Source organism: Corallococcus exercitus, assembly GCF_042231735.1.
In the GTDB taxonomy this organism is placed as follows: Bacteria; Myxococcota; Myxococcia; order Myxococcales; family Myxococcaceae; genus Corallococcus; species Corallococcus exercitus_B.
Genome location: NZ_CP102577.1, coordinates 9,777,779 through 9,802,157 on the forward strand (window position 1 = coordinate 9,777,779; position 24,379 = coordinate 9,802,157).

Annotated in this window: 27 protein-coding genes; 9 read left to right on the forward strand and 18 right to left on the reverse strand. The window is 69.7% G+C overall.

The genetic code is table 11. The features are described 5' to 3' along the window. Window positions 1–7: 7 nt before the first annotated feature. Entirely contained in the window at window positions 8–748 is a 741-nt protein-coding gene (locus tag NR792_RS39315; protein ID WP_375757820.1) for a glutathione S-transferase C-terminal domain-containing protein, read from the forward strand. A gap of 71 nt (window positions 749–819) precedes the next feature. On the opposite strand, the gene clpB is transcribed toward NR792_RS39315, so the two are convergent. Beyond that, window positions 820–3,444: an ATP-dependent chaperone ClpB gene (gene clpB, locus NR792_RS39320; RefSeq protein WP_375757821.1), complete on the reverse strand. Its 2,625-nt coding sequence runs from the start codon at window positions 3,442–3,444 to the stop codon at window positions 820–822. A 255-nt stretch (window positions 3,445–3,699) separates the two neighbouring features. Between clpB and NR792_RS39325 the strand changes: the two genes are divergently transcribed. Next, window positions 3,700–4,218, forward strand: a complete 519-nt coding sequence (locus tag NR792_RS39325; protein WP_375757822.1) for a hypothetical protein — start codon at window positions 3,700–3,702, stop codon at window positions 4,216–4,218. 52 nt (window positions 4,219–4,270) lie between these two features. Here NR792_RS39325 and NR792_RS39330 read toward each other — a convergent pair whose 3' ends face one another. From NR792_RS39330 to NR792_RS39340, 3 genes are read right to left on the reverse strand one after another with little or no spacing between them, the layout of a single operon-like run. Further along, a complete protein-coding gene (locus NR792_RS39330) occupies window positions 4,271–4,933 on the reverse strand; it encodes a hypothetical protein (protein WP_375757823.1) in 663 nt (220 codons plus the stop codon). Beyond that, the gene (locus NR792_RS39335; protein ID WP_207049529.1) at window positions 4,930–5,241 is read right to left on the reverse strand and encodes a DUF1844 domain-containing protein; all 312 of its coding nucleotides are present in this window, start codon (window positions 5,239–5,241) and stop codon (window positions 4,930–4,932) included. The genes NR792_RS39330 and NR792_RS39335 overlap by 4 nt, the downstream gene beginning before the upstream one ends. Next, window positions 5,238–5,504, reverse strand: coding sequence for a hypothetical protein (locus NR792_RS39340; RefSeq protein ID WP_338280091.1), 267 nt, complete (start codon window positions 5,502–5,504; stop codon window positions 5,238–5,240). The genes NR792_RS39335 and NR792_RS39340 overlap by 4 nt, the downstream gene beginning before the upstream one ends. A gap of 93 nt (window positions 5,505–5,597) precedes the next feature. Here NR792_RS39340 and thiE point away from each other — a divergent pair, with 93 nt between their 5' ends. Genes thiE through NR792_RS39355 form a run of 3 tightly spaced genes read left to right on the forward strand, consistent with a single transcriptional unit; the run spans window position 5,598 to window position 7,782 of the window. Then, a complete protein-coding gene (thiE, locus tag NR792_RS39345; protein WP_375757824.1) occupies window positions 5,598–6,257 on the forward strand; it encodes a thiamine phosphate synthase in 660 nt (219 codons plus the stop codon). 20 nt (window positions 6,258–6,277) lie between these two features. Beyond that, window positions 6,278–7,045 carry a gamma-glutamyl-gamma-aminobutyrate hydrolase family protein gene (locus tag NR792_RS39350; RefSeq protein WP_375757825.1) on the forward strand — a complete coding sequence of 256 codons (768 nt, stop codon included), beginning with the start codon at window positions 6,278–6,280 and terminating at the stop codon, window positions 7,043–7,045. After that, the gene (locus tag NR792_RS39355) at window positions 7,042–7,782 is read left to right on the forward strand and encodes a hydroxymethylpyrimidine/phosphomethylpyrimidine kinase (protein WP_375757826.1); all 741 of its coding nucleotides are present in this window, start codon (window positions 7,042–7,044) and stop codon (window positions 7,780–7,782) included. The genes NR792_RS39350 and NR792_RS39355 overlap by 4 nt, the downstream gene beginning before the upstream one ends. A gap of 12 nt (window positions 7,783–7,794) precedes the next feature. Here NR792_RS39355 and dnaB read toward each other — a convergent pair whose 3' ends face one another. The 12 genes from dnaB to NR792_RS39415 all read right to left on the reverse strand — a co-directional run bounded on the left by dnaB (window position 7,795) and on the right by NR792_RS39415 (window position 17,628). Beyond that, window positions 7,795–9,192, reverse strand: a complete 1,398-nt coding sequence (dnaB, locus tag NR792_RS39360; RefSeq protein ID WP_375757827.1) for a replicative DNA helicase — start codon at window positions 9,190–9,192, stop codon at window positions 7,795–7,797. A gap of 157 nt (window positions 9,193–9,349) precedes the next feature. Next, window positions 9,350–10,120, reverse strand: a complete 771-nt coding sequence (locus NR792_RS39365) for a LytR/AlgR family response regulator transcription factor (RefSeq protein WP_375757828.1) — start codon at window positions 10,118–10,120, stop codon at window positions 9,350–9,352. Further along, window positions 10,117–11,235, reverse strand: a complete 1,119-nt coding sequence (locus tag NR792_RS39370) for a sensor histidine kinase (protein ID WP_375757829.1) — start codon at window positions 11,233–11,235, stop codon at window positions 10,117–10,119. Before NR792_RS39370 ends, NR792_RS39365 begins: the two co-directional genes overlap by 4 nt. Beyond that, the gene (locus tag NR792_RS39375) at window positions 11,232–12,389 is read right to left on the reverse strand and encodes an acyltransferase (protein ID WP_375757830.1); all 1,158 of its coding nucleotides are present in this window, start codon (window positions 12,387–12,389) and stop codon (window positions 11,232–11,234) included. Before NR792_RS39375 ends, NR792_RS39370 begins: the two co-directional genes overlap by 4 nt. A 186-nt stretch (window positions 12,390–12,575) precedes the next feature. Then, window positions 12,576–13,019, reverse strand: coding sequence for a 50S ribosomal protein L9 (gene rplI, locus NR792_RS39380; protein ID WP_171420862.1), 444 nt, complete (start codon window positions 13,017–13,019; stop codon window positions 12,576–12,578). Window positions 13,020–13,049: 30 nt separating this feature from the next. After that, window positions 13,050–13,457: a 30S ribosomal protein S18 gene (rpsR, locus tag NR792_RS39385; protein ID WP_120524744.1), complete on the reverse strand. Its 408-nt coding sequence runs from the start codon at window positions 13,455–13,457 to the stop codon at window positions 13,050–13,052. A gap of 48 nt (window positions 13,458–13,505) precedes the next feature. Continuing rightward, complete coding sequence (gene rpsF, locus NR792_RS39390) at window positions 13,506–13,982, reverse strand: 30S ribosomal protein S6 (protein WP_375757831.1); 477 nt, start codon at window positions 13,980–13,982, stop codon at window positions 13,506–13,508. A gap of 276 nt (window positions 13,983–14,258) precedes the next feature. After that, complete coding sequence (gene pth, locus NR792_RS39395) at window positions 14,259–14,834, reverse strand: aminoacyl-tRNA hydrolase (RefSeq protein WP_120524746.1); 576 nt, start codon at window positions 14,832–14,834, stop codon at window positions 14,259–14,261. A 114-nt stretch (window positions 14,835–14,948) separates the two neighbouring features. Next, the gene (locus NR792_RS39400) at window positions 14,949–15,638 is read right to left on the reverse strand and encodes a 50S ribosomal protein L25/general stress protein Ctc (protein ID WP_375757832.1); all 690 of its coding nucleotides are present in this window, start codon (window positions 15,636–15,638) and stop codon (window positions 14,949–14,951) included. A 206-nt stretch (window positions 15,639–15,844) separates the two neighbouring features. Continuing rightward, entirely contained in the window at window positions 15,845–16,798 is a 954-nt protein-coding gene (locus tag NR792_RS39405; protein WP_375757833.1) for a ribose-phosphate pyrophosphokinase, read from the reverse strand. Window positions 16,799–16,840: 42 nt separating this feature from the next. Then, entirely contained in the window at window positions 16,841–17,140 is a 300-nt protein-coding gene (gene spoVG / locus NR792_RS39410) for a septation regulator SpoVG (RefSeq protein WP_120564020.1), read from the reverse strand. A 116-nt stretch (window positions 17,141–17,256) separates the two neighbouring features. Beyond that, window positions 17,257–17,628 carry a DUF5658 family protein gene (locus tag NR792_RS39415; protein WP_207049597.1) on the reverse strand — a complete coding sequence of 124 codons (372 nt, stop codon included), beginning with the start codon at window positions 17,626–17,628 and terminating at the stop codon, window positions 17,257–17,259. 197 nt (window positions 17,629–17,825) lie between these two features. On the opposite strand from NR792_RS39415, the gene NR792_RS39420 reads away from it, so the two are divergent. From NR792_RS39420 to aqpZ, 4 genes are all read left to right on the forward strand, one after another. Beyond that, entirely contained in the window at window positions 17,826–18,425 is a 600-nt protein-coding gene (locus NR792_RS39420) for a thymidine kinase (protein WP_120524751.1), read from the forward strand. 39 nt (window positions 18,426–18,464) lie between these two features. Beyond that, window positions 18,465–19,280, forward strand: a complete 816-nt coding sequence (locus tag NR792_RS39425; protein WP_375757834.1) for a uracil phosphoribosyltransferase — start codon at window positions 18,465–18,467, stop codon at window positions 19,278–19,280. A 12-nt stretch (window positions 19,281–19,292) separates the two neighbouring features. Next, a complete protein-coding gene (gene hpt, locus NR792_RS39430; RefSeq protein ID WP_375757835.1) occupies window positions 19,293–19,829 on the forward strand; it encodes a hypoxanthine phosphoribosyltransferase in 537 nt (178 codons plus the stop codon). Between the two features lie 151 nt (window positions 19,830–19,980). Then, window positions 19,981–20,808, forward strand: coding sequence for an aquaporin Z (aqpZ, locus tag NR792_RS39435; RefSeq protein ID WP_375757836.1), 828 nt, complete (start codon window positions 19,981–19,983; stop codon window positions 20,806–20,808). A gap of 71 nt (window positions 20,809–20,879) precedes the next feature. Here the strand turns inward: aqpZ and NR792_RS39440 are convergent, their stop codons facing one another. Both NR792_RS39440 and NR792_RS39445 read right to left on the reverse strand, forming a co-directional pair. After that, on the reverse strand, window positions 20,880–21,890 hold the full coding sequence (locus NR792_RS39440) for a ribonucleotide-diphosphate reductase subunit beta (protein WP_375757837.1): 1,011 nt from the start codon (window positions 21,888–21,890) through the stop codon (window positions 20,880–20,882). 64 nt (window positions 21,891–21,954) lie between these two features. Further along, the gene (locus NR792_RS39445) at window positions 21,955–24,312 is read right to left on the reverse strand and encodes a ribonucleoside-diphosphate reductase subunit alpha (protein WP_375761760.1); all 2,358 of its coding nucleotides are present in this window, start codon (window positions 24,310–24,312) and stop codon (window positions 21,955–21,957) included. Window positions 24,313–24,379: the final 67 nt, after the last annotated feature.

Below are 24,379 nucleotides of genomic sequence, written 5' to 3' on the forward strand. Positions count from 1 at the left end.
GCCCCCTATGCGAACCCTCGTCGGACTGACCTCGTCGGGCTGGACGGAGAAGGCCCGGTGGGCGTTGGACCACCACCGCGTCGCCTACCGCTACCAGGACTACGTCCCCCTCATCCAGGAGCGTTGGCTGCGCAAGCAGGTGGGGCCCGGCGTGAAGCCCTCGGTGCCGCTGCTCGTGGATCCGCCCCAGCCGGCCACGCACGGCTCGTTCGCCATCGCGAAGCGCGCGGAGGAACTGGGGCAGGGCAGCCCGCTCTTCCCGGCCGCGCACCTGGACGCCATCACCGCCTGGAACGACACCAGCGAAGAGGTGCTGAACGCGGCGCGCGCCTACGCCATGCCGCGCATGCTGACGAACGCCCGCGCCCAGGCGGAGATGCTGCCGAAGTTCGTCCCCGCCTTCCTGCGCCCGGTGTTCGCGCCCTCCGCGCGCCTGGGCATGCGCTACGTGGTGAAGAAGCACCAGGTGGCGGACGGCAGGCCGGAGGTCATCGAGTCCTCCGTCGCCCCCGCCTACGAGAAGCTGCGCACGGCGCTGGGCGGCCGGCCCTACCTGCTGGACGCGGGCTTCACCTACGCGGACATCACCACCGCGGCGATGCTCGTGCTCCTGGGGCCGCCGGCGGACCGGCACCTGCCCATGGGGGCGGGCACGCGCGAGGTGTGGACGCACGCGGGGCTCGCCGCCCGCTTCCCGGACCTGCTCGCGTGGCGCGACGCGCTCTACGACAAGCACCGCCGCACCTGAAGAAACACCACGGGCCGCCCTCCCGTGAGGAAGGCGGCCCGCGCTGGAATCACCGGTGTGCGTGAAGCGGACTACGCCGTCTTCTTCACGCCCTTGGAGTTGTCCACCAGCACCTTGGCGAAGGTGAGCCCGTCGGGGCCCGCGTCCGCCTGGATGTGCTCGCCCGGCGCGAACTCGCCGTTGAGCACCTTCAGCGCGAGCGGATCCAGCAGGTACTTCTGCACGGCCCGCTTCAGCGGCCGGGCGCCGTACGTCGGGTCGTAGCCGCGCTCCGCCAACAGCTCCCGCGCGCTGTCCGTGAGGTCCAGCGTGAGGCGCTTGGCCTGGAGCAGCTTCTGGAGCTTCCCGAGCTGGATGTCGACGATGCGGTAGATGTCCTTCTTGCGCAGCGGCTCGAAGACGACGATTTCATCCACGCGGTTGAGGAACTCCGGACGGAAGTGGCCGCGCAGCGCCTCCATCACCTCGCCGCGCGTCTTCTCGTTCAGCACGTCCGTGCCCGCCATGCCCTCCTGGATGGCCTGCGAGCCGATGTTGGACGTGAGGATGAGCACCGTGTTGCGGAAGTCCACCGTGCGGCCCTGGCTGTCCGTCACCCGGCCCTCGTCGAGGATTTGCAGCAGGATGTTGAACACGTCGTGGTGCGCCTTCTCGATTTCATCGAAGAGCACCACCGTGTACGGCCTGCGGCGCACGGCCTCCGTGAGCTGGCCGCCCTCCTCGTAGCCCACGTAGCCCGGGGGCGCGCCGACGAGCCGCGACACCGCGTGCTTCTCCATGTACTCGGACATGTCGATGCGGACCATGGCCGTGTCGTCGTCGAAGAGGAACTCCGCCAGCGCCTTCGCCGTCTCCGTCTTGCCCACGCCCGTGGGGCCCAGGAAGATGAACGAGCCGATGGGCCGGTTCGGGTCCTGCAGCCCGCTGCGCGCGCGGCGCACGGCGTTGGACACGGCCTCAATCGCGCTGCGCTGGCCGATGACGCGCTCGGCGAGCCGGTCCTCCATCTTGACCAGCTTCTGCATCTCGCCCTCCATCAGCTTGGAGACCGGGATGCCCGTCCACTTGGCCACCACGGAGGCGATGTCCTCGGAGTCCACCTCCTCCTTGAGGAACTTCTGGTTCTTCTGCAGCTCCGCCAGCTTCGTGTTCTGCGCCGCGACCTCCTTCTCCAGCCCGGGGAGGATGCCGAACTTCAGCTCCGCGGCGCGGTTGAGGTCGCCCTGACGCTCGGCCGCGGCCTGGTCGTTGCGCGCCTTCTCCTGCTTCTCCTTGAGCGAGCGCAGCGCCGCGATGGCCTTCTTCTCCTCGTCCCAGTGGGCCTTGAGCGAGTTGAACTTCTCGTTGAGGTTCGCGAGCTCCTTCTCGATGGTGGCCAGGCGCTCGCGCGAGTGCGGGTCGGTCTCCTTGCGCAGGCCCTCGCGCTCGATTTCGAGCTGCGTCACCTTGCGGCGGATGTCGTCGATCTCCGTGGGCATGGAGTCGATTTCAATGCGCAGGCGGCTGGAGGCCTCGTCGACCAGGTCGATGGCCTTGTCCGGCAGGAAGCGGTCCGCGATGTACCGGTGGCTGAGCGTGGCCGCCGCGACGAGCGCGGAGTCCTGGATGCGCACGCCGTGGTGCACCTCGTAGCGCTCCTTCAGGCCGCGCAGGATGCTGATGGTGTCGTGCACCGTGGGCTCGCCCACGAACACCGGCTGGAAGCGGCGCTCCAGCGCGGCGTCCTTCTCGATGTGCTTGCGGTACTCGTCCAGCGTCGTCGCGCCAATGCAGTGCAGCTCGCCGCGCGCGAGCGCCGGCTTGAGCATGTTGCCCGCGTCCATGGCGCCTTCGGCCTTCCCGGCGCCCACGAGCGTGTGCATCTCGTCGATGAAGAGGATGATCTCCCCGGCCGCGTCCGCGACCTCCTTGAGGACGGCCTTGAGGCGCTCCTCGAACTCGCCGCGGTACTTCGCGCCGGCCACCATCGCCCCCAGGTCCAGGGTGATGAGGCGCTTGTTCTTCAGGCCCTCCGGCACGTCGCCGTCCACGATGCGGCGGGCGAGTCCCTCCGCGATGGCCGTCTTGCCCACGCCCGGCTCACCGATGAGCACGGGGTTGTTCTTGGTGCGGCGGCTGAGCACTTGGATGCAGCGGCGGATCTCCTCGTCGCGGCCGATGACGGGGTCCAGCTTGCCGCTGCGCGCGGCCTCCGTGAGGTCGCGGCCGTACTTCTCCAGCGCCTGGTAGGTGGACTCGGCGTCGGCGCTCGTCACGCGCGCGGAGCCGCGGACTTCCTTCAAGCCCGCCTGCACGCGCTCGCGCGTCACGCCGGAGGACTTCATGGCCTCGCCGACGGCGCCCTTGTCCTGGGTCAGCGCGAGGAGCAGGTGCTCGGAGGACGTGAAGTCGTCCTTCAGCGCCTTGGCCTCATCCTCCGCCTTGTCGAAGGTCTTCATCAGGCGCTGGCTGAGCATGGCGCTCTCGCCGCCCTGGATGCGGGGGAGCTTCTGGAGCGCTTCGCCCAGCCGGCCCGCGAACAGCTTCACGTCCACGCCAATCTTGCGCAGCAGGGGGTCGACGATGCCGTCCTTCTGCCCCAGGAGCGCCGTGGCCAGATGCTCCGGCTCGTAGTGGGGATTGTCGGCCCGGCGAGCCAGGGACTGACCCTCCTGGATCGCCTCCTGTGCCTTCACCGTGTATTTGTCGAGTCGCATGGACTCAACGTAAGGGCCGGGGACCCCTTGGCAAGGCGACACTGCCCGTACGCCCTGCGTTTTCCCCGGAATACTTTGAGCCGCTGGAAGCAGCCGGGTAATCGTGGTGGCGAAGTTGCCAGGGGGTGGGGGGGTCGGTTATAGGCGGCGCCCATCCTCGGGGGCTTCACTCTGGACGCACACGGCGGCTATCTCGTTCGACTCGACACCTTTTCCGGGTTGGCGCTGGTGCGTCTGGCCCGGGAGGCCCTGTCGATGGACAGCGTGCCGGCCGCCACGGCGCTCCGCGTCACCATCAACCGCCGCCGCAAGGTGGTGCGCCTGGCCTTCCTGGGGCCCTTCTCCCAGGGACGGCAGGGCGCCCACTGGTACGCCGCGCACCACGCCCTTGCCCGCCTGCTGTCCGCCGCCGCCAACGCCACCGTGCACGCCTACGTGTACGACGCGGACGAGGGCGAGGAAGTCATCGCCTACGGCAACGGCCGCCGGGTGGGTGGAGAGAAGGTGGTGTACGAGGACGCGGAGCTGCCGTGTCCCCTGGAGGAGCTGGACGACGAGGCGTTCGCCAGGCTCCAGTCCCGCTGGCCCATGGGGCACCTGGCCTACGTCTACGGCCTGACCCGGGACGAGCTCTTGCGCATCCCCCGCGCCCCGCTGGCCCGCGTGCTGCCCCTGGAGGGCACGGCCGCCGGTTCCGAGGCGGACGCGATGGCCTCCCTGGAGGCGCTGCTCCTGGGGCCCGCGCAGCCCCGAGCGGAGACGGACGCGGGCTGAAGCGGGCGGACGGCCTTCCTCGCCGCGCCGCGTCAGCCCCGTGCCAACCCCCTCAGGGGTCTTCGGTGGGCCCGTCGAGCGTGGTGATGGCCTCGCGCACGCCCTCGCTGCGGAAGTACTGGGCGAGCAGGGCGAAGCCGCCGGCGACGAGCACCGTGGGCAGCACCGCGCTGAGGGTCATCAGGGACGGGACGAGCGCGTAGAGCTGCTGGGCGGCGTCCGGGTCCTTGAACTCGGGCAGGCCCTTGAGCCCCTCCACCATGGCCTGGCTGGTGTGCCGGGCCACCACGGTCCACTGGGCCCCGTCGATGGTGCGCATCAGCGCGGCGAAGATGCCCGCGCCGCCGAGCAGCTGCCGGAAGCCATCCCGGGGGATGCCATCCGGGGAGCGCAGCATGCGGCTGGAGGCGAAGAAGAGCAGGGTGCAGGCCACCGTCAGCCCGGTCAGCACCAGGGCGCGAGACTCGCGCATGGGGGAGAGCGCGGACAGCTGCGCCTCCATGATGGCCTGGGTGACGGCGGGGTCCTTGCCCAGCAGGGAGAGGGTGGGGGTGTGCTCCCGCTGCGCTTCCCGGTGGGCCTCGAAGTTCATCATGACGGAGGCCTCGCTGCAGGCGAGGAACCCCGTCAGGGTGGAGAGCACCAGGCACAGCCCGGCGGCGATGCGGACGCCCCGGGGCAGCGCCCCCGGGCGGGTGACTTCAGGGGGCTTCACTTCCGGCTCGCCTCCACGTAGCGCAGGCGCAGGTCGGACAGGAGGTTGTCCACCAGCTTCTCCTCCTCGGCGGTGAGGTTGCCGCGCGTCTTCTCGCGGAGCATCGCCAGGAGGTCCAGGTTCTGCCGGGCCGACGGCAGGTCCTTCTCCATGCGGCCCGTCTCCGGGTTCGGCGCGCCCCCCAGGTGGATGAGGACGGCGGAACCCAACCCGACGACGAAGGTGCTGAACGACAGGGACTCCTCGGAGGCGGGGCTCGCTTCCCCCGTCATCACGAAGGTCTCACCCCGCTTCTCCGAAGGGCTCATTCGGACGCCTTGTCCTCTTCGTCGGCTGGCTCGTCCGCGTCGTCCTCGTCGGAGGCGTCGTCGTCCGTGTCGTCCTCGTCCTCGTCATCGAAGTCGTCCTCGATGTCGCCATCCATCAGCGTCTCGATGGGGACGGCCTTGTCGGCCACGTCCGGCAGCTCCTCGAGGTGCTTCTTGTACGCGTCCTCGTCCACCTGGCCGCTGCGCTGGTAGCGATCCGCGGTGCGCTTGTCGAGGTGCTTCGGGTTGATGCCTTCGGCCATGATTCAAATCCTCGGAATTGCTTGGAAAACAGCGCGGCACCTTATAGCAGGAGGGACGCCTGTCAACGCCGCTGTCCCCAGGCCCGGAATCCGATGAACGTCTCGCCCCGCCCCCCGCTTCCCCAAGGCCCGTACCTGCTGGTGGACGACAGCGTCCGTCCGGAGCTGTCCCTGGTGGACAAGGCCGGGCGCCTGCTCGCTGGCGGCGCCCGCGTCCTCCAGCTGCGCATGAAGCACACCCCGCCCCGGGAGGCGCTGGCCGCGGCCCGGGCGGTGGTGGCCCGCTGCCGGGAGGCGGGCGCGGTGTGCCTCATCAACGACCGGGTGGACCTGGCGCTCCTGTCGGACGCGCACGGGGTGCACGTGGGGGACGAGGACCTGCCCCCGGAGGCCGCGCGGGAGCTCCTGGGCCCGGGCCGCTACGTGGGCGTCACGGCGCGGGGGACGGAAGGGGCCCGGGCGGCCCTGGCGGCGGGGGCGGACTACGTGGGCGTGGGGCCGCTGTTCGGCACCACCACGAAGGTGGTGCAGGCGCCGGTGCTGGGGCTGGAGGCCTTCCGGCGGGTGGTGGCGGAGAGCCCGCTGCCGGTGGTGGGCATTGGCGGGGTGGGCCTTTCGAACATCGCCCAGGTGGCGGCGACGGGGGCGCACGGCGCGGCGGTGGTGTCCGACGCCCTGCTCGCCCAGGACATCGCCGAGCGGGTGCGCCAGCTTTCCGCCGCGTTTGACAGCGTGCGGGGGACTGGCCTCTAACCCGAGGGAGCTCCCCCACCATGAACCATCCACCCTCGCGTCATCACGGGACGACCCCGCGGCGTCCCAACATCGGCCTCAGCCCGGACTGGGTCCAGCCGGCCGACTCCGCCTTCCCCCGCTACGAGCTGAAGGTGCCCTACGCGGAGGCGGTGCTGCGCGCGGGGGGCCTGCCCTTCGTGCTGCCGTACACCGACGACGCGTCCTGCGTGGACGCCTACCTGGAGCGGGTGTCCGGGCTGGTGGTGACGGGCGGCGCGTTCGACATCCCTCCGTCCGCGTACGGCGAGGAGGCCCGTGACGGCATGGGGCCGCTGAAGGAGGGCCGCACGGCCTTCGAGGCGCAGCTCATCCGGGGCGCGCTCAAGCGCAACCTGCCGGTGCTGGGCGTGTGCGGCGGCATGCAGCTGCTGGCCGTGGTGCTGGGCGGCACGCTGTTCCAGGACATCCTGCGCGAGGTGCCGGGCGCGCGCGACCACGAGCAGAAGCACGACCGCACCCAGCCGCAGCACCCGGTGGAGGTGAAGAACGGCACGCTCTTGGCGGAGGCCGTGGGGCACGGGCAGCTGATGGTGAACTCCACGCACCACCAGGCGGTGAACAAGCCGGGCACGGACGTGACGGTGAGCGCGGTGTCGCCGGACGGCGTGGTGGAGGCCATCGAGTCCACCGCGCACGCGTTCGCGCTGGGCGTGCAGTGGCACCCGGAGCTGATGCTGGGGACCATCCCGGTGCACCTGGGCGTCTACAAGTCGCTGGTGCAGAAGGCGCGAGAGCACCGCCGGTGAGGCCGCGCGTCCTGCTCCTGGCGGGACTGGAGCCCACGGGCCGCGCCGGGTTGCTCGCGGACGTGGCCGCGGTGCGGGCGCGGGGCGGCGACGCGGTGGCGGTGCCCACGGCCCAGACGGCGCAGGGCGCGCAGACGTTCGCGGTGGTGCCGGCCTCCCCGCGCATGCTGGCCGCGCAGGTGACGGCCGCGCGCGAGTGGGGCCCCCTGCACGCGGTGAAGTGGGGCGTGGTGCCCGGCCCGTCGCAGCTGTCCACGGCGAGGGCGGCGCTCAAGGACGCGGACGCGTGGTGGGTGGTGGACCCGGTGGTGCGCTCGTCGCGGGGGCAGGTGCTGTCGCGGCTGACGCCCCGGCACTACCTGGCGCTGGCGGGCCCGCGCGTGCTGGTGACGCCCAACCTGGAGGAGGCCGCGTGGCTCCTGGGCCGGCCCGCGCTGGGCACGGTGGAGGACGCCCAGGAGGCCGCGGAGGCGCTGTGTCAGCGCGGCTTCGGCGCGGTGCTGGTGAAGGGCGGGCACCTGCCGGAAGGGCAGGGGCTGGCGGATGTGCTGGTGTACGCCGGGCGCACGGTGGTGATGCGGGGGCGCCGGCTGAAGCGGCCCCCGGAGCGCCGGGGCACGGGCTGCCGGCTGGCGTCCGCGCTGGCCGCGGAGCTGGGGCGGGGCACCGGGCCGGAAGCCGCGGTGCGGGCGGCCCGCGAGCACGTCACGGGCTACCTGCGCACCGGCCGGGACTGACGCGGGACCGCGCTACTCGGTCCGGGCGCGGCTTTCGAAGCGCGTGTACTCCGCGAGGAACACCAGGTCGATGGAGCCGATGGGGCCGTTACGCTGCTTGGCGACGATGAGCTCCACGGGGATGACCGTGCTGCTCGCGCCACCACCGCCTCCGCCGCCGCCGCCCCCTCCACCGCCACCCCCTTCGCCGCCGTCCTCCTCCGTCTCGCGGTGGATGAACATCACCACGTCGGCGTCCTGCTCGATGGAGCCGGACTCACGCAGGTCCGACAGCATGGGCTTGCCGCCCTTGCGCTCCTCCACCTTACGGCTGAGCTGGCTGAGCGCGATGATGGGCACCTCCAGCTCCTTGGCCAGCTGCTTGAGCGCGCGGGAGATTTCGGCCACTTCCAGCTGGCGGCTCTCCACCTTGCCCTTCTGGTGCATCAGCTGGAGGTAGTCGATGACGAGCAGCGACAGGCGCGGGTCCTTCTGCTTCACGCGCCGTGCCTTCGCGCGCAGGTCGAACGGGGACAGGCCACCCGAGTCGTCGATGTAGATGGGCGCGTTGTAGAGCGCACCCGCCATCTCCTGGAACTTCTCCTCGTCGTGCGGGGAGAGCCGGCCGCCGCGCAGCTTCTTCATGTCCACGCGCGCGGTGGACGCGAGCAGACGCATGAGCAGCTGATCCGCGGGCATTTCCAGGCTGAAGATGCCGACCGCCTTGTTCTCCTTGAGCGCCGCGTGCACCGCGATGTTCATGGCGAAGGACGTCTTGCCCACGCCGGGACGCGCCGCGAGGATGATGAGCTCACCGGCGTGCAGGCCCGTCAGCTGATTGTCCAGGTCGATGTAGCCCGTGGACAGGCCCGTCACGCCCGTCGCCGCGGTCTTCATCTTGTCCAGCAGGTCGAGCGTCTGCTCCATCAGCTCGCTGACCGGACGCAGGTCGCCTTCGCGCTTCTTCTCCGCGAGGAGGAAGACCTTGCGCTCGGCCTCGTCGAGCAGGACGTCCAGCTCGCCCGTCTCCTGGCTGGCGAGGTCTTGAATCTCCCGGCCCACGTTGGCCAGGCGCCGGCGCAGCGCCTGGTCCTTGACGATGTGGGCGTACTGCACGGCGTTGGCCGCCAGCGGGACGACCTGGTCCAGGCCCATCAGGTACGCGGGACCGCCCACCGCGACGAGCTGGCCGAGGATCTTCAGCTCCTCCGCGAGCGTCAGGTGGTCCACCTGCTTGCTCTGCTGATCCAGCCGCATCATCGCGGCGAAGATCTGCGCGTGCGAAGGGCTGGCGAAGTCGTCCGCGTGGACGACCTCCGCCACGGGCGTGATGAGCCCGTTGTCCGCCAGCACGGCGCCCAGCACCGCACGCTCCGCGGCGAGATCCTCGTGGACCCGCCGTCCTTCCCTACCGTCCAGGACGTTCTGCATGGCTGCTTGGAACCTCTACAGGCAGCGTCTGACACGTTCCAGCGGACGTCCAGTTTCCAGGCAACAGACCTGTAGCACCCGGTAGGTCCGGGAGGGATGCCGCGACCCGCCGTGCCACCTTTGCCCGTCCCCGAGTGAACCGACCCGGCGCGTCGGGCTACTCGGCGGCGCCCCACTGCTGGAGGAAGGCCTCCCGGTAGGTGCGACTGAGGATCACCGTGGAGCCGTCCTTGAGCACGAGGATGCCGTCCCCGTGCGTCCAGGGCTCCAGGCGGGCCACGGCCTCCAGGTTCACCAGGTCGCCGCGGTGCACGCGCACGAAGCGGGTGGGGTCCAGGCGCTCCTCCAGGGCCCGCAGCGTCTGGCGCACCAGGTGCTCGCCCTGGGCGGTGTACAGCCGCACGTACTTGTCCTCCGAGGACAGGCGCCACACGGTGTCCAGGCGCAGCGGCACCCAGCCCTCGCCCACCTTCACCACCAGCCGCTCCAGGGGGCGCTCCGGGCGGGCCCGGGCCACCGTGGCGAGCAGGGCGTCCAGCGCGGCCGTGCCGTGGGTGCCCGCGCTCAGGAGCGCATGGGCCTTGTCGAGCGCCCGGCTGAAGCGGCCCGCGTCATAGGGCTTGAGGAGGTAGTCCGCCGCGTGGGCCTCGAAGGCCTGGAGCGCGAAGCGCTCATAGGCGGTGGAGAAGATGACGGCGGGGCAGGCGTCCGGCCCGAGCGCCTCCAGGACCTCGAAGCCGGTGAGCCCGGGCATCTGCACGTCGAGCACCACCAGGTCCGGCCGCAGCGCCTCGATGCGCGCGAGCGCCTCCGTCCCGTCCGGGGCCTCGCCCACGCAGGTGAAGCGCGCGTCGGCCTCCAGGAGCCGCTTCACCTTCGCGCGCGCGGGCGCCTCGTCGTCCACCACCAGCACGCGGAACACCGTCATGACGCGGCCTCCATCCGGGGCAGCCACACCGTCACGCGCGCGCCGCCCTCCGGGCCCGCGCCTCGCTCCAGCCCTGCCCGGTCGCCGTGCAGCAGCGTGAGCACGCGCGCCAGCTGCGTCAGCCCCACGCCGGGGCCGGAAGCAGGGGAGGGCGCTCCGAAGCCGCGCCCGGTGTCCTCCACCTCCAGCGCCCAGCGGTCCGCCTCGGCACGCGCGCGGATGCGCACCTCCAGCGCCCCCACCCGGTCCTGGTTGTGCTTCACCGCGTTCTCCACCAGCGTCTGCAGCGCGAAGCACGGCACGCGCTGGGACTCCAACCCCGGCGCCACGTCCCAGCGCACCTCCAGCCGGTCGCCGAAGCGCGCCGCGAGCAGCGCGACGAAGCGCTCGGTGTGCCCCCGCTCCTCGGCCAGCGTCCAGGTGGGCTCGGTGCGCTCCAGGCTCGCGCGGAGGAGCTGGCCCAGGTCACTGAGCAGCCGGTCCGTGCGCGGCAGGTCCTCGTACATCACCGACCCGATGGTGTGCAGCGCGTTGAAGAGGAAGTGCGGGTGCAGCTGGCCCGTGAGCGACTGGAGCTGCGCGGCCCGCAGCTCCCCCTCCAGCTCCGCCGAGCGCAGCGCGCGGGCCTGCCGCTCCCGCCACTCGTACAGGAGCGCGATGACCGCGCAGCCCAGCCCGTAGGTGATGAGGTCCTTCTGGGCCTCCATCGGGAGCGCGTACACGGGAGGTCCCAGGTCGTAGTCCCCCAGCTCCAGCAGCGCGTAGATGACGTGACGCAGCCCCGCCATCAGCGCGATGTGCAGCGACGTGAAGAGGGTGAACGCCACCGCGTGGATGGCCAGGAAGCGCGTCCAGCCCACGCGGGGGGACGGCGCGTTGAGCACCGCCGTCATCAGGAGGGGCAAGAGCAGCGTGACGGCCAGCGCGCTGGTCATCTCCCAGATGAACGCGGGCGCCCAGTGACCGGGGTGCGGCCTCATGAGCTGCGTCAGCCGCACCGCGCTTCCCTGCCACACCCCCAGGGCCAGCCCGAACGCCAGGACCTTCAGCGCCGAACGCAACCGCAGCCGGGGCCAGCGCCACTGCCTCGACGGCATCTCCTCCCAGGCCTTCACCCCACCGCCTCCGGGGCCAGGACGGCCGGACGCGCGGCCCGGGGCTTCATGCCGAACAGAGGCCGCAGCCACGCCACGCGGGACACGCCCTCGCACAGCGCCAGCGTGACGGTGAAGGACGCGGTGAGCACCGCGAACAACATCGCCCACGGCCCCACCGGCAGGCGCAGGCACAGGGAGCCCACGCACACGATGACCGTCTGGTGGAGGATGTAGAACGGATACGACAGCGCCTGCGCGTGCGGCAGCCACGCGGGGGACCCGCGGATGTGGTGGCGCGCGTAGGCCAGCGCCACCAGCAGCCCGCTCCAGATGAGGACGGTGCCCCCCACGATGGCGGGCACCACCGGCATCACCGGCCATGGCCACACCAGCTCCACGACGAGCGCCGCCACCCACAGGGCCAGCAGGCCGTGCCGCAGCGTCACCAGCCGGTCCCACACGCCCGGGCAGCGGCCCAGCAGGTGGCCGTACAGGAAGAGCAGGCCGTAGAGGAGGAAGGTGCGCGGATCATCGAACAGCGCGTGCGTCTCCGGAAAGTCGCGCAAGAGCACCCGGACGAGCGCCAGCGGCACCCCGAGCCACAGCACGTTGACCCCGCGCGACAGCCACGCGTCCGCCCGCGCGAGGAGCCGCTGTCCGGCTTCCGTGCGCAGCGCCGCGAAGAGGGGCAGGGCCATGAGGCAGTAGACGAACAGGTAGGCCACGAACCACAGATGGTGCCAGCTGAAGCTGCCCGCGGGGTAGGGCACGAAGCCGAACACCGTCGGGTAGAACGCGGCGTAGCTCCCCTCGAACCGACCCCGGAACAGCCACTCCACGTAGATCTGCGGCGGCACCACCACGAACATGCCGAACACCAGCGGCAACAGCAGCCGCGTCGTCCGGTCCTTCGCGAACGTCCTCAAGGAGCGCCGCCGGAGCGCGAACGCGGTGCCCGCGCCGGAGATGACCATCAACAGCGGCATGCGCACCAGGTGCAGCACGCCCATGACGGGCTCCAGCACCGGCAGCGCCTGGGGGCTTTTGACGTGCCACTCCCAGGTGTTGAACATCATCCCGGTGTGGAACAGGTGCAGCACCACGATGGCCAGCACCCGGAGCCAGTCCAGGTCGGGGTGGTGCACGGCGGCGGGGCGGGTGGGGGCGTTCATGCGCGCGGGACCTCCAGGCGGTGTCCGCCGTTGAAGTACCCACGCCCGGGCCTTCGCCTCCACGCGGATGCCGTGGAACGGACCCGACGCGGCGCGAGCCGGACTTCCGGAACGCGAAAAGGGCCGCCCGGTTGCCCGGACGGCCCTTCCCGTGAAGCCTTGGAGCGCTTCAGGTGAAGCGGTGGACTACTCGGCCACCACGTCGACCTTGATCTTCGCCGTCACCTCGCGGTGCAGGCGCAGCTCCACGTCGTAGCTGCCCAGCGACTTGATGGGCTCGGCCAGGTGCAGCTGGCGGCGATCCACCTGCTGACCCTGGGACGCGAGCGCCTCGGCGATGTCCAGCACCGTCACGGAGCCGAACAGCTTGTCCTGCTCGCCGACCTTGCGCTTGATGGTGACCTTGACGTTGCCCAGCTTCTTGGCCTGCTCGTCGGCAGCGCCCTTCAGCTTGGCGTTGCGCGCGGTCTGCACGGACTTCTCGTGCTCCAGCTGGCGCAGGTTCTGCTCGCTCGCCAGGACCGCCTTCTTGCGCGGCAGAAGGAAGTTGCGGCCGAAGCCGTCCTTCACCGTGACGAGCTCGCCGGACTTGCCGAGGTTGTCGATGTCCTCACGCAGAATGACCTTCATGTTCCTGTCTCCTGTGTTGCGGACCGGCGGCTAGCCGACCACCGCGTTGTAGGGGAGGAGCGCGATGCCGCGGGCGCGCTTGATGGCGACCGCCACCTCACGCTGGTGCTTCGCGCAGTTGCCGGAGATGCGGCGGGGGATGATCTTGCCGCGCTCGGTGACGAAGTACTTCAGCGTCGCCTGGTCCTTGAAGTCCACCGACGCGTTCTTCTCCGCGCAGAAGCGGCAGACCTTCTTGCGGCCGAAGCCACGACCACCGCGCTTGTCGTCGTCGCCGCCCATGCCGCCGCGGTCGCCGCGATCACCACCACGGTCGCGGTCACCGCCGCGATCACCACCACGGTCGCCACCGCGCGAACCGCCGCCGTAGCCGCCACCGCCACCACCGGGGCCGCGGGAAGCGCCCGCGCCCTGCTTGCTATCCATGCCGTTGCTCATGAACGTTCTCGTTTCCTGGAAGGTTGGGGGAAGGTCCCGTCAGGAGGCTCACGCCTCCTCGGCGGACTCCTCTTCCGAATCGCCACCCGCGAACTCCGGGGCCTCGCCGCGGAAGCCACCCTCGCGCTCGGCGGGGGCGCCCGGACGGGTCTCCTCGACGTCGCCGGCCAGCTTCAGGTCCTCGAGGACCGGACGGGACTCGGGGTCCACTTCGTCCGCGATCTTCACGGAGATGTAGCGGGTGACCTCGTCGAGGTTGCGCAGGTTGCGCTCGATCTCCGCCACCAGCTTGCCGTCACCCAGGAAGCTCGTGTGGACGTAGATGGCGCGCGGCTGCTTGGCCACGGGGAACAGCGTCTTCTTCTTCCCCCACACCGTGAAGCGGAGGACCTTGCCGCCCTCGCGCGAAACGATGCCGCGGACGCGCTCCTTGAGCTTGTCCACGTTGTCGTCGGTGAGGTCCGGCTTGACCAGGAAGATGGTCTCGTACTCACGAAGCCGCTTGGCGGCCTGCGTCTCTGCCATGTTTCTCTCCCCTTGGGGTCGAGTGCCCCCCGGACCATCCGGGGAGCGGGGAAACGGCCGGTGACCCTCGAAGGCCACCACCGGGGACGGGAAATCCTCTCGCGCGCCCGTCACCGTCGCGCCTTGGCCCGTGCGTGAACACGGGAAGCTTTGAAAGAACATCCCCCAGCACGTGTGGGACACACTTCGGGGGAAGGGGCTTCTAAGAGGACCCCTCCTGGAAAGTCAAGCGCAAGCCAGGGGGGCCGGAAGCAGGCAGGCGGCCGGAGCGCTGCTTCAGGCCTTGCGGTTGTGGCGGTTCATCGCCGTGGCCAGCCCGTCGCGCACCCAGCTCTCCGCCATGTCCGCCGCCTTGCCGATGAGCTCCTCCAGCTGGCGGCGCTCGCCGTCGTCGAAGTTGGACAGCACGTAGCCCGCCACGCGCTCCTTGGCGTTGGGCCCTTCCGGCTTGCCAATGCCCACCCGCACGCGGATGAAGGCGTCCTCGCCCAGGCACTGCACCATGCTCTTGAGGCCGTTGTGCCCGCCCGCGCCGCCGCCCGCCTTGAGCTGCAGCCGGCCGAAGGGCAGGTCCAGCTCGTCGTGCACCACGAGCACGTCCTGCACGGCGACCTTGTAGAAGCGCGCGGCCTCCGCCACGGAGCGGCCGGACAGGTTCATGTACGTCTGCGGCTCCACGAAGAGGATGCGCTCGCCGCCCAGGCTTCCCTGGCCCACCCGCGCCTGGAACTTGTCCTGGGTGAGCTCCGCGCGGGCGCGCGCGAGCAGCGCGTCCACCACCATGAACCCGACGTTGTGGCGGTGGCGCTCGTACTCGCGCCCGGGGTTGCCCAGCCCGCAGATGAGCTTCATGGACGGCTCCCAAGGAGGGCCGGGCCGCCCAGGGGCCGCGCCCGGAAAAAAGACAGCGGGGCAGGCCCTGGAAGAGGCCCGCCCCGCGAGGAGACACCGAACGGCGGAAGAGGACTACTTCTTCGCCGGGGCCTTGGCCGCGGCCGCCGCGGGGGCCTTCGCGTCGCCGGCCTTCGCGTCCGCCGCCTTGCCCGCCGCCGCCGGGGCAGCAGCCGCCGCCGCCGCGGGAGCCGCCTCCGCCGCTTCCGGCGCGGAGAGGACCGCGATGGTGTAGTTGACGTGCGTCTTCACGGACACGCCCTCGGGGAGCTTCACGTCGTTCACGTGGATGGCTTCCGCGATCTTCAGGTTGGTGACGTCCACTTCAATCTGGAGGGGGATGGCACCGGGGAGCGCCCAGACCTCCAGGTTGCGGCGGATCTGCGTGAGCAGACCGCCGTCCGCCACGCCCGCGGCCTTGCCGGTGAGCACGACGGGGAGGTTCACCTTGACCTGCTCCTTCTCGCTCACGGCGATGAAGTCCGCGTGCAGGATGTCGCGGGTGAGCGGATCCATCTGGTAGTCCTTCAGCAGGACCTGCTGCTCATTGCCGGCCAGCTTCAGCTGGATGAGCGTGTTCAGCTTGTGCGGGGTGTTGATGGCCGTGCGGATGCCCTTGGGGTCCACGGAGATGTGCAGCGGCGCCTTCAGGTGCTTGCCGTAGACGACGGCGGGAACGCGGCCGGCGGAGCGCAGGCGGCGGGCAACGCCCTTGCCGGAACCTTCACGGGCCTGCGCTTCGAGGGTGCTCTTGTCGGTGGCCATGGAAATCTCTCTTTTCAGTGGGGTACCGCGAATGTCACCGGTCCGTCGGGCGCCCTCGGCATCCCACCCCCATGGTGGGCCCCGAAGACGGCGCCCGGGCCGTCTGGCTGGCCCGTTGAACCGGTGGAGGGGGCCGGACATGCCAGCCCCCGGGGTCCTTCGTCAAGCCGCCCGGCTTCCAGGCGGCCTGCAAGCCTGGCCTGACCTCAGACGAACAGCGAGCTCAGCGAGTCCGCGCGGTGGATGCGCGCGATGGCCTCACCGAAGAGGGCGTCCGTGTGCAGGGCGCGGATCTTCGGGCACGCCTTGGCGTTGGGCGCGAGCGGCACCGTGTCCGTGAAGACGACCTCCTCCAGGACGGAGTCGGTGATGCGCTGGATGGCGGGGCCGGACAGGATGGGGTGCACCGCGTACGCGACCACCCGGCGCGCGCCCTTGTCCTTCAGCGCCGCGGCCGCCTGCGCGAGCGTGCCCGCGGTGTCCACCATGTCGTCCACCAGGATGGCGTCCTTGCCCTTCACGTCGCCAATGAGGTTCATCACCTCCGAGGCGTTGGGGCGCGGGCGGCGCTTGTCGATGATGGCCAGCCCCGTGTTCAGCCGCTTGGAGTAGGCGCGCGCGCGCTCCACGCCGCCGGCGTCCGGGCTGACGATGACCAGCTCGCTCGACTCCGGGAAGCGCTTGCGGATGTCCTCCAGGAACACCGGCGAGCCGTAGAGGTGGTCCGAGGGCATGTTGAAGAAGCCCTGGATCTGCCCCGCGTGCATGTCCATGGACACCACCCGGTTGACCCCCGCGACCTCCAGCATGTCCGCCACCAGCTTGGCGGTGATGGGCGTGCGGGCGGCCACCTTCCGGTCCTGCCGCGCGTAGCCGTAGTACGGCATCACGGCGGTGATGGAGCCGGCGCTCGCCCGCTTGAGGGCGTCGCACATGATCAGCAGCTCCATCAGGTGGTGGTTCGTCGGCGGGCACGTGGACTGGACGATGAACACGTCCTGCCCACGCACGTTCTCGCCGATCTCGACGTGGATCTCCCCGTCGGAGAACGTGTCCACCGTCGCCTGGCCCAGGGGACGCTGGAGGTACTCGCAGATGCGCTGCGCCAACGCCGGGTTGGAGTTCCCGGCGAACACCTTGAAGTCACGCGACGGCTGCATGGGGGCGCTGACTAACCCGTGCGAGCCTGGAAGGGAAGTTCGTTAGTCGAGTTCCGCGGCCACGGGACCGAGCGTCCCGCTCTGCGCCTGGTGAAGGTGTTTCTCGTACTCAATGAGGATGACCCGCTCCATCTGGCTGCGCGTGTCCGCGTTCAACGGATGGGCGATGTCCTTGTAGGTCCCGTCCTTCCGTTTTTTCGCGGGCATCGCGATGAACAGCCCGGTGGAGCCATGGATCACCTTCAAGTCGCGCACGACGAAGCAGTGATCCAGGGTGATGGTGACGTACGCCTTGAGTTTGTCCTCTTCGACCGGAAACACCCGGACGTCGGTGATGTTCATGTCCCCCCCCGAACACTGGAAGATCGGAGCTATGGGGAAGCCTGGGACAGACCGGAGGTGAAAAGCAAGCACCCCCTACCTGTCGCGCTGGGGACCGTTCACTGCCCGCGCAGCCCCTATGCCCCGAAGGGCCAGTGACTCAGCAGGTGGGCGAGGAAGGCCAGGTGGTAGACGACGATGATGGCGTAGACGACGGCGCCCGCGCGGATGGCGAAGCGGCTGGCCTTGAGCCGGCGGTGCAGGCACAAGAGGCACAGCCCCGCGTTCACGATGAGCAGCTTGGAGAACATGAAGAGCAGCGGTGACTGCTCGTACGCCACGCGCATCACCGGGTTGAGCTCCTCCGCCACCCCCAGCTGCAGGAAGAGCAGGGTGAAGAGCCCGTCCAGCAGGTTCAGCATGAGCAGCGCCACCGACGCCGGCGACATGTAGAAAGAAGCCTGCTGCGCCCAACCCCCGCCCTGCACCTCGTTCGCCGTCGCCGCCACTCGCCACCCCCGAAGGTTCCCGTCCGCACTACCCGGGGGCAGGGCTATTCAAATCCCTTGCCAGGGTTCGCGGGGCTTCCCGGAAGCAGGCGGGCAGGCTGCACGGGTGGGGGGCTTGCGCCGCCGGAAACGAAATTGACGGGAAGGGGAGGGTGGCTGAGATTGGCCCCGCTTCCGCCCTTCCCGACGAGTGTCCCTTGCATCAATTCCCCAAAGATATCGGGTGGATAGAGGTCATCTGCGGCTCGATGTTCTCCGGCAAGACGGAGGAGTTGATCCGCCGCGTCAAGCGCGCGCTGTACGGCCGGCAGAAGGTGCGGGTGTTCAAGCCGCGCATCGACACCCGCTATGACGACACGCAGGTGGTCAGCCATTCCCAGTTGAAATTGACGTCCCTCCCCATCGAGAGGGCTGAAGAAATTTTCCGGCACCTGTCTCCCGACACGCAGGTGGTGGGCATCGACGAGGTGCAGTTCCTGGGCGGTGAAGTGGTGCAGGTGTGCGAGGCGCTCGCCCAGCGGGGCATCCGCGTCATCTGCGCGGGACTGGACCAGGACTACCAGGGGCGCCCCTTCGAACCGATGCCGCAGCTGATGGCGGTGGCGGAGTACGTGACGAAGGAGCTGGCCATCTGCGCGGTGTGCGGGAACCCGGCCAACCGTTCGCAGCGCATCATTGGCAGCGAGGAGCGGGTGGTGGTGGGCGCGGCGGGGGCCTACGAGCCGCGCTGCCGCAAGTGTCACGTGGCGGAACCCGCGGAGGCGAGCCCTCCGCAGACGCTGAAGCTGTTCGACTGAAAGCCAGGCCGCCTCTCACCGGCGCGGGAGCCCCATCCGATGCGCGACACCCTCTACGCGAACGTGCCCTTCAGGTTGAACGAGATGACCCACCACTATGGGCCCAACGTCCATCTGGTGGGAAATCCGTTTCTCCTCTCCCAGCTGGCCACGCTTTGCGCCAAGGGCACGCTCCAGCCGCAGATCAACCGGCTGGTGGAGCAGCTGTACGCGGACCTGGTGAAGACGGTCATCAACGCGGAGTTCCCGCGCAAGATGGTGACCCTCCCCACGCGGATGATCGACTCCACGCCCCTGGGCATCTACCAGGGTGAGGTGGTGGACCCGCAGCTGCGCGTGGTGACGGTGAACATCGCGCGGGCGGGCACGCTGCCGTCGCAGGTGACGTACGACCTGCTCAACTTCACGGTGGACCCGTCCCTGGTGCGCCAGGACCACATCATCATGAGCCGGATGATTGACGCGGCCCAGGCGGTGGTGGGCTCGGAGATTGGCGGCGCGAAGATTGGCGGGGACGTGGACGACGCGTTCGTGCTGTTCCCGGACCCCATGGGGGCCACGGGCGGCAGCCTGTCCACGGCCATCACCCTGTACAAGACGAAGGTGCCCGGGCGGGCCCGGCGCATCATCACGCTCAACCTCATCGTCACGCCGGAGTACCTGCGCCGGATGACGACGGAGCACCCGGACGTCATCATCTACGCGCTCCGTCTGGACCGCGGCCTGTCCCCGCCGGAGGTGTTCGGCACCGCGCCGGGCCTGCTCTGGGAGAAGGAGCGGGGCCTGGATGACCGGCAGTACATCGTCCCCGGCGGCGGCGGCTTCGGGGAGATCATGAACAACGCCTACGTGTAGAGGGAGCACCCGGTGACGACGTTCCAAGAGAAGGATGTCGGCGTCCTCATCTCCGAGGAGGCCGTGCAGGCGCGCGTGAAGGAGCTGGGCGCGCAGATCACCCGCGACTACCAGGGCAAGGAGCTGACGCTCGTCTGTGTCCTCAAGGGCTCCGTGTTCTTCGCCATCGACCTGGCGCGCGCCATTGATTTGCCGCTGACGCTCGAGTTCCTGGGCGTGTCCAGCTACCACGGCGGCACGGAGTCGACGGGCGAGGTGCGCATCACCACGGACGTGTCCAAGCCGATGGCGGGCAAGCACCTGCTCATCATCGAGGACATCATCGACACGGGGCTCACCATGAGCTTCCTGCTGGAGAACCTCCAGGCGCGTCACCCCGCCTCGGTGAAGATCTGCTCGCTCCTGGAGAAGCCCGCCCGCGCCAAGACGAAGGTGAACATCGACTACAAGGGCTTCGTCATCGAGGACAAGTTCGTCGTCGGGTACGGCCTGGACTACGGCGAGAAGTACCGGAACCTGCCGTTCATCGGCATCTGGAAGCACGCCTGAGTGCCCGGGCGCCCCACCCTCCGGGGTGGGGGCCATGAGTGTCCGAGGGCCCTGTCCACGCGCCGCAGGGCGGCCGTGTGCAGGGCCTTCGTGCGTTGTGGGGTGGACGCATGCACAGCCTCTCCTTCTGGACACGGAAGGAGGCGTGGGCATGCGAGACGGCAACATGAGGCCCCCCCGGAGGGCGACAGCCGCGGGCGGGGACGCGATGCGGAAGTACCTGGCGGAGGCCGTCGGCACGTTCGTGCTGGTGCTCGGCGGCGTCGGGGCGGCGGTGCTGGCGGGCGACCGCATTGGCTTCCTGGGGGTGTCGTTCGCCTTCGGCCTGTCGCTCCTGGCCATGGTCTACACGGTGGGCCCCATCTCCGGCTGCCACGTGAACCCGGCGGTGACGGTGGGCCTGCTGATGGCGGGCAAGTTCGACAAGCGTCACCTGGCTGGCTACGTCGTCGCGCAGTGCGTGGGCGCCATCGTCGCGGCGGGCGTGGTGCTGCTCATCGCGAAGGGCATGCCGGGCGGGTACTCCGCGAGCGCGGAGGGGCTGGGGAGCAACGGCTACGGGGCCGCGTCGCCGGAGGGCTATGGCGGCGGGCCGGCCTTCATCGCGGAGGTGGTGCTCACCTTCCTGCTGGTGCTGACGGTGCTGGGGGCCACGGACTCGCGCGCGCCGGTGGGCTTCGCGGGCGTGGCCATCGGCCTGGTGCTGACGCTCATCCACCTGGTGGGCATCCCCATCACCAACACGTCGGTGAACCCGGCGCGCAGCCTGGGGCCGGCGCTCTTCGCGGGGCGGGAGGCGATTGGACAGATGTGGTTGTTCATCGCCGCGCCGCTGCTGGGGGCGGCGTTCGCGTCCGCGGTGTACCGGCTGGTGCACCGGCCGGCGGTGCAGATCACCGCCACGCGCGCGGAGCAGGCCACGGACGAGGAGCGCCGCGAGCGCGTCACGGGCCGGCGTGACGTGGAGCACCCTGTCTGAAAGCACGAAGGCCGTGCCTCGCTTCGACGCGGGGCACGGCCTCGAGTGGGTGAAGCAGGGAAGGGGGCGGCCTAGAAGGCGGCGTCGAAGACGACGTCGTTGGCGGCGCCCACGCCCACGGCCACCTGGTAGGACGACACGCGGCGCTCGAAGAAGTTGGTGAGCTCCTGCACGTCCTGCAGGTCCATGAAGTGCAGCGGGTTCTTCGTGTGGAAGACGGGGGACATGCCCAGCATCTGGAGGCGCTGGTCGGCCACGTACTCCAGGTAGCCGCGCATGTCCTGCACGGAGAGGCCCGCGACGCCGCCGCTCAGCAGGTCCTGGGCGAACTGCGTCTCGCACTCCACCGCGTCGCGCATCATCTGCACGACGTCCTTCTCCAGGCTCGCGTCGAAGAGGTCCGGCTCCTCCTTGCGCGCCGTCTTGATGGCCTCGAAGGCGAAGGCCATGTGGGCGGACTCGTCGCGGAACACCCAGTTGGTGCCCGCGGCCAGGCCGTTGAGCAGCCCCTTGCTGCGCAGGAAGTACACGTACGCGAAGGCCGCGAAGAAGAAGAGGCCTTCGATGCAGCCCGCGAAGCAGATGAGGTTGAGCAGGAACTGGCGGCGGTCCGACTTGGAGCGGACCTGGTCCACCGCCTGGATGCTGTCCATCCACTTCATGCAGAAGCGCGCCTTGCGCTGGATGGACGGGATGTTGTCCACCGCCGCGAAGGCCTTGGCGCGCTCGGCCGGGTCCGGCACGTAGGTGTCCAGCAGCGTCAGGTAGAACTGGACGTGCAGGGCCTCTTCGTACAGCTGGCGCGACAGGTACATGCGCGCTTCGGGCGCGTTCAGGTGCTTGTAGAGGTTGAGCACCAGGTTGTTGCCGACGATGGAGTCGCCCGTGGCGAAGAAGGCCACCAGCCGGTGGATGAGGTGACGCTCCGCGTCCGTCATCTTCGAGCGCAGGTCCACCAGGTCCGTGGAGAAGTCGATCTCCTCCACCGTCCAGGTGTTCTTGATGGCGTTGCGGTACATCTCGAAGAAGACGGGATACGCCATGGGGCGCAGCGTCAGGTTCATTCCCGGATCGAGCAGCATTGCTTCGGCACTCCCTTACTCACGGACGACAGGGGATAAGCAGGGTGGGGGACCGCGCCAGCGACTACTGGCAGGCCTCGCACGCCTCGGGGTTCTCCAGCGAGCACGCCACCGCCTCAGCCTCCGCGGTGACCACCTGCGATACCGGAGCGGGCGCGGCGGTGATGGTCGGGCCGCCCTGGCCCACGGTGGCCTTGGCGATGCGGGTCGCCGGGCGCGAGCGCAGGTAGTACGTCGTCTTCAGCCCCTTCTGCCACGCGTAGAAGTACATCGAGGACAGCTTCCCGATGTTGGGCGTCTCCACGAAGAGGTTGAGCGACTGGCTCTGGTCGATGAAGGCGCCGCGGTCCGCGCCCATGTCGATGAGGGCGCGCATGGGGACCTCCCACGCGGTGCGGTAGATGGCGCGCAGCTCCTCCGGCAGCTCCGTGAGGTCCTGCACGCTGCCTTCCGCCAGCTTGATGCGGTTGCGGGTGTTCTCGTTCCAGAGGCCCAGCTGCTGCAGGTCGCGCACCAGGTAGCGGTTCACCTGGAGGAAGTCACCGGACAGCGTCTCGCGCTTGAAGAGGTTGGACACCTGCGGCTCGATGCACTCGTAGCAGCCGGCGATGGACGCGATGGTGGCCGTGGGCGCGATGGCGATCATCAGCGAGTTGCGCAGGCCCACCTTCATGATGCGCGAGCGCAGCGCGTCCCAGCGCAGCGTGTCCTCCGGCACGATGCCCCAGCTGTCGAACTGGAGCTCGCCCTTGGCCGCGCGCGTCTCCGGGAAGGACGGGTGCGCGCCGAACTGCTCCGCGAGGTCCGAGGAGGTGACGAGCGCCGCGTAGTAGATCTCCTCCGAAATCTTCTTGGACAGGTTGCGCGCCTCGACGGAGTCGAAGGGCAGGCGCAGCTGGAAGAAGACGTCCTGGAGGCCCATCAGGCCCAGGCCCACCGGGCGCCAGCGGCGGTTGGAGTCCGCGGCGGTGGAGATGGGGTAGTAGTTGAGGTCGATGACGCGGTCCAACTGCTTGAGCGCGAGCATCGCGTTGGAGCGCAGGAGGTCGAAGTCGAACTTCCCGTCCTTCACCATGCGGCCCAGGTTGAGCGACCCCAGGTTGCACACCGCCGTCTCACCCTGGCTCGTGACCTCCAGGATTTCGGTGCAGAGGTTGGACAGGTGGATGACGTTGCCCGGCTGGCCCGTCTGGTTGCTCTTGCGGTTGCAGATGTCCTTGAAGGTCATCCAGCCGTTGCCCGTCTGGGCCAGCACCTTCATCATCCGGGCGTACAGGTCGCGCGCCTTCACCTTGCGCACGGCCAGGCCCTGCGCCTCGGCTTCCGCGTAGGCCTTCTCGAAGGCCTCGCCGAAGAGGTCGGTGAGGTGGGGCGTCGCCTTCGGGTCGAAGAGGCTCCACTCCTGGTCGGCCTCCACGCGGCGCATGAAGAGGTCCGGCACCCAGTTGGCCAGGTTGAGGTTGTGCGCGCGGCGGGCCTCGTCGCCGGTGTTGTCGCGCAGCTCGAGGAAGTCCTCGATGTCCGCGTGCCACGTCTCCAGGTACACGCAGCACGCGCCCTTGCGCTTGCCGCCCTGGTTCACCGCCGCCACGGACGCGTCCAGCGTCTTGAGCCACGGGACGATGCCGTTGGAGTGGCCGTTGGTGGACTTGATGAGCGAGCCCCGCGCGCGCACACGGCTGTACGCCACGCCGATGCCGCCGGAGAACTTCGACAGCATCGCGATGTCCGAGTACTTCTTGTAGATGGCGTCCAGCTCGTCCGCCGGCGAGTCCAGGAGGAAGCAGCTGGAGAGCTGCTCGTGGCGCGTGCCGGAGTTGAACAGGGTGGGGGAGCTGGGCAGGTACTCCAGCGAGCTGAACAGGCGGTAGAGCTCGATGGCCTCGCGCGCGTTGTCGCCGGAGAGGGCGCACGCCACGCGCAGGAAGAAGTCCTGCGGCGTCTCGATGACTTCGCGCGTCTGCGGGTTCTTCAGCAGGTAGCGGTCGTAGACGGTGCGCAGGCCGAAGTACTCGAACAGGTCGTTGCGGACCGGGTCGATGGCGGCGTTGAGCTTGCGCGCGTTGGCCTGGACGAAGGTGAGCAGGCGGTCCGCGATGAGGCCGTGCTTGTGGCCGGCGGCGACGGACTGGCTGAAGGACTGGATGTCCTGGTTGCTGACCTCCTTCTGGATGAAGGTGGACAAGAGGCGCGCGGAGAGCCGGGCGTACTCGGGCTCCTCGACGATGAGCGCCGCGGCGGTCTGGATGGACAGGCTGTCCAGCTCCCGCGTGGTGGCGCCGTCGTACAGGCCGCTGATGGTCTTGGTGGCCACGCGCATCACGTCCACGCGCGACAGGCCCACGCAGGACTTGCCCACCGCGCGGACGATCTTGTTGAGGTCCACCGGCTCCGCCGTGCCGTTGCGCTTCTTCACCCGCATGGTGGTGGCGAAGTCCCCGGGGGCCGACGCGGCCTGCGTGGCGGGCGCCACGGTGGCGGAGTCGGGG